3 protein-coding genes and 1 pseudogene are annotated in these 3,711 nt (G+C 43.8%); 3 read left to right on the plus strand and 1 reads right to left on the minus strand.

The genetic code is table 11. The annotated features are described in order from the left end of the window. Window positions 1-505 precede the first annotated feature (505 nt). The 3 genes from HMPREF0549_RS02655 to HMPREF0549_RS02665 all read left to right on the plus strand — a co-directional run bounded on the left by HMPREF0549_RS02655 (window position 506) and on the right by HMPREF0549_RS02665 (window position 3,313). Window positions 506-1,222: an NUDIX hydrolase gene (locus HMPREF0549_RS02655; RefSeq protein WP_040530834.1), complete on the plus strand. Its 717-nt coding sequence runs from the start codon at window positions 506-508 to the stop codon at window positions 1,220-1,222. Between the two features lie 104 nt (window positions 1,223-1,326). Then, complete coding sequence (locus tag HMPREF0549_RS02660) at window positions 1,327-2,757, plus strand: nicotinate phosphoribosyltransferase (RefSeq protein WP_003716720.1); 1,431 nt, start codon at window positions 1,327-1,329, stop codon at window positions 2,755-2,757. A gap of 10 nt (window positions 2,758-2,767) precedes the next feature. Continuing rightward, on the plus strand, window positions 2,768-3,313 hold the full coding sequence (locus HMPREF0549_RS02665) for a cysteine hydrolase family protein (protein ID WP_040530837.1): 546 nt from the start codon (window positions 2,768-2,770) through the stop codon (window positions 3,311-3,313). A 162-nt stretch (window positions 3,314-3,475) separates the two neighbouring features. Here the strand turns inward: HMPREF0549_RS02665 and HMPREF0549_RS02670 are convergent. Next, a pseudogene (locus tag HMPREF0549_RS02670) lies at window positions 3,476-3,711 on the minus strand (recombinase); the annotation flags it as partial.

Consider the following 3,711-nt stretch of genomic DNA (forward strand, 5'->3'; position numbering starts at 1 on the left):
TGATGTAACAAATGTCTAATTAAGAGACTCAGCTCGTGGCATGTTGAGAGTGTTACGGTCCTTGAATGCACAGAAAAATAGCTCATAAACCGCGTCATGGCGGCATTTACGGATGATTAAAAGTGTACTTTTTTCTTTCAGAATGATTGGAATTAGTACACTTTTTCTATTTGAAGCTGGCGGGTCGAGTGTTCTATGTCCTATTTCGATAGTCGAGTAGACAAAGGTCCAGTTTGGCAGGTCGTGTCGATTAGGGTAGTGAAAGTAGAGGTGAGCGTTGATATGGTAGTGTTTGTGGTATGTATGAATCGGTCAGTTTGGTACTAAAGATTGAGTTAACGAAAATAATATTGAATTTATGCTAATTCGGTTAAAATATCGAAAATTTGGGCTCTTTGTCAATGGGTAAGGATGAAGAGAATTTGGAGAACTAGACTAAGCCACCTTGGCTTTTTTTATTATTGTGATTCTTGATTGCGCTATAATATTTTATGAGGTGAAAGAGATGGCTGACAAAGTTGTTGCGCGTCCGCTAATTACGATTGCAAATGTTATTTGGAGTTTTAATCCCCTGACCCATTTACCACAAGTCCTGCTGGTCAAACGGGCTTATCCGCCATTTGAGGGCCACTGGGCTTTACCAGAAACCCTATTGCGGCGGGATGAAAGTGCTGACGTTGCCTGTATCCGCCTGATTAAGGATAAAATTGGTGTTCGTCTATCAAACAGTGCTACCGAACAGTTGGCAACCTTCACCGATCCCGACCGGGTAAGCGGTGAGCGGGCCTTGGCGATTGCCTACATGACTTTCTTACCGACAATGCCGCAACTGAGGGCCGGGTACGGAGCAACCGAAGTCGGGTGGTTTAGTCTTAACTTTGACCACGGAAAGTTTATCTTGCAAAATGATGACTTAGTTTTGAGTTTGGCTGCAGGGTCGGCGCTAGCATTTGACCACCACCAAATTATTAATACGGCCATTGTACGAATTAAAAATAAACTGGACTACCAGCCAACCATTTTACAGATCTTAGGACCGACTTTTACCCTTCGGCAAGCCCGCGAAGTTTATGCTACTTTCCGCCAAACAACGGTCGATCAAATTGATAATTCTAATTTTAAAAAGACCCACCAAAAACTGTTTAAGGAAGTTGGTACCGCCGCAACAAAGCGGTCAGGCCGGCCACCAAAGTTATTTAAACTGGTACTACCTTGCGTCTAAAAATAAAAGTGCTACAATCAGTGATAATAAAAGTTCAATATACTTTTATTTTTTTGCGGTAGTTAAAGTATTTTTTACCTAAATTTGTTAGGAGTTATTTAATAATGAAGCATGAATTATTAACCGACATGTATGAGTTTTCAATGGCCAACGGTTATTATCAAACACTTCCCCACGATAAGCAGGCGCGCTTTGACGTCTTTTACCGTAAGGCGCCCGATGATGGCAGTTTTGTGATTAGTGCTGGATTGATGCAAGTAATTGATGAAGTTAAGAACTGGCACTTTTCAACTGATGACATTGCTTATCTGCGGTCCCTTAACCACTTTAGTGACGACTTTCTCTTTTACCTAACGGCAGCTCACAACCGCTGCTCAATTAAGGCAATCCCAGAAGGCACGCCAGTCTTCCCACAGGAACCAATCCTTAGTATTAGTGGCCCACTAATTGATGTCCAACTTCTTGAAACCCTGATCTTAAACATCATTAACCACCAATCATTGATTGCAACGAAGGCATGGCAGATCACCAGCGTTACTGGCGGACGCCCAGTAATGGAATTTGGTGCACGACGGGCGCAGGGGCCTGATGCCGCAATATATGGTGCGCGGGCTGCCATTATTGGTGGGTGCAGTAGTACCTCCAATGTGCTAGCTGCCAAGCTGTTTAACCTTCCGGCGGTGGGGACGATGGCCCACGCCTGGATTGAAAGCTTTCCTGATGAATTAACGGCCTTTCGTGTCTGGGCCAAAATTTACCCTGACAATGCTGCCCTGTTAGTTGATACCTACGATGTGGTTAACTCTGGGGTACCGAACGCAATTAAAGTCTTTAAGGAATTGCGGGCAGCTGGCCACGAACCGGTTGGTATCCGCATCGATTCTGGTGATATTGCCCAGTTGGCAACCAAGGCCCGGAAGATGATGGACGAGGCTGGTTTTACCAACGCTAAGATTACTGCTTCAAACGCCCTTGATGCCCACATTATTAAGTCATTGCTTGATGAAGGGGCACCACTGGATAACTTTGGGATCGGTGAGCGACTAATTACCAGTTCATCCAGTCCAGTATTAAGCGGTGTTTATAAAATGTCGGCATTAGAAAATGATGGCAAATGGGTGCCAAAGATCAAGATTAGTAATAGTCGCGAAAAGATTACGCTCCCTGGGAATAAGCAGGTTTACCGGCTCTACGATAAGCATGATCCCCAACACGCTGTTGCCGATGTAATTGCCCTGGCTGACGAGCAGATTGGAACCGAAATTGCGGCAATCAATGCTGATGTTCACGTCACCTGGAATAAAGTGATTTTAACCGACTTCATTGCTAAGCCACTGCTTAAGCAAGTTTTGACACTGGGAAAAGCGGCGCCAATTGAAACCGACACTTTTGCCATCCAGCACTTTGCGCAGACCGAATTAGCACAGCTGCCAGCGGCTGCTAAGCGGTTGCTTAATCCGGACCGCTTCCCGGTTTATTTAACCAAGCGGTTAGCTGACTTGCAACAAAAGCTGGTTGATGAGGCACAAAAATAAGGAGTTAGCAATGACTAAAGCATTATTAATTATTGATTATACAAACGATTTTGTCGCTGACAATGGTGCGCTTACTTGTGGCAAGCCAGCGCAGGAATTAGAAGATTATTTGGTTCAGCTGGCCAACCGTTTTTACCAAAATGGCGACTACGTAATTTTCCCGACTGATGCCCATTGTGGGGACCGGTTTAGTCCAGAAGCTAAACTCTTCCCGCCACATAACGTGGTCGGTACGCCTGGTCAACAGCTATACGGCAAGGTTAATGACTGGTTTGAACAACATCAGGCCAGTGACCGGGTTTACCAGTTTAATAAGAACCGCTATTCATCATTTCAAAATACTAATCTTGATAACTACCTGCGGGAACGAAAAATTGATAACTTGTGGATTGCAGGTGTTTGCACCGATATCTGTGTCCTGCACACCGCAATTACCGCCTATAATTTGAACTACCAGATTGCGATTCCGGTTAAGGGGGTCGCCACCTTTACTAAGCATGGTCAGGAGTGGGCGCTTGACCATTTTAAGAATTCACTGGGTGCGACGCTGGTTTAATGAATTTTGACTGCCTGCTATGAAGTAAGAACCCCAGTACTTGAATATTAAAATTAGTTCTTTTCATCGGGGCTGTTATTTCTTGCAATCTGCCAAATTAAAAAACTACAATCTAAAAACAGCACCCAACTCAAATAAGTGAGTGCTGAATATCCCAAGTTTTCACATATTAACTCTAATTACTTCACCATCTTTGAACGTGAATTCCATGTAGCGTTGGAAGATGGTGATTTTTTCTACCAAGCGACGAACTAATTGTTCATCAAAGTCAACTAAGCCATACTTGTGCAATTCGACTAATTTGTTGATTTCATCAAGGCTGTGTAGTTTGGCTTGTTGATTAGTTTCCCGACTCTGTACTTTTTCTTTTTGTTTGCGAAGGTCCATAATTTGTTGGG

Source organism: Limosilactobacillus vaginalis DSM 5837 = ATCC 49540 (assembly GCF_000159435.1).
Classification (GTDB): domain Bacteria; phylum Bacillota; class Bacilli; order Lactobacillales; family Lactobacillaceae; genus Limosilactobacillus; species Limosilactobacillus vaginalis.

Bases quoted from the DNA above. Each gene is read 5' to 3' on its own strand.
- HMPREF0549_RS02655 (WP_040530834.1), top strand. From the start codon at position 506: ATGGCTGACAAAGTTGTTGCGCGTCCGCTAATTACGATTGCAAATGTT.
- HMPREF0549_RS02660 (WP_003716720.1), top strand. From the start codon at position 1,327: ATGAAGCATGAATTATTAACCGACATGTATGAGTTTTCAATGGCCAAC.
- HMPREF0549_RS02665 (WP_040530837.1), top strand. From the start codon at position 2,768: ATGACTAAAGCATTATTAATTATTGATTATACAAACGATTTTGTCGCT.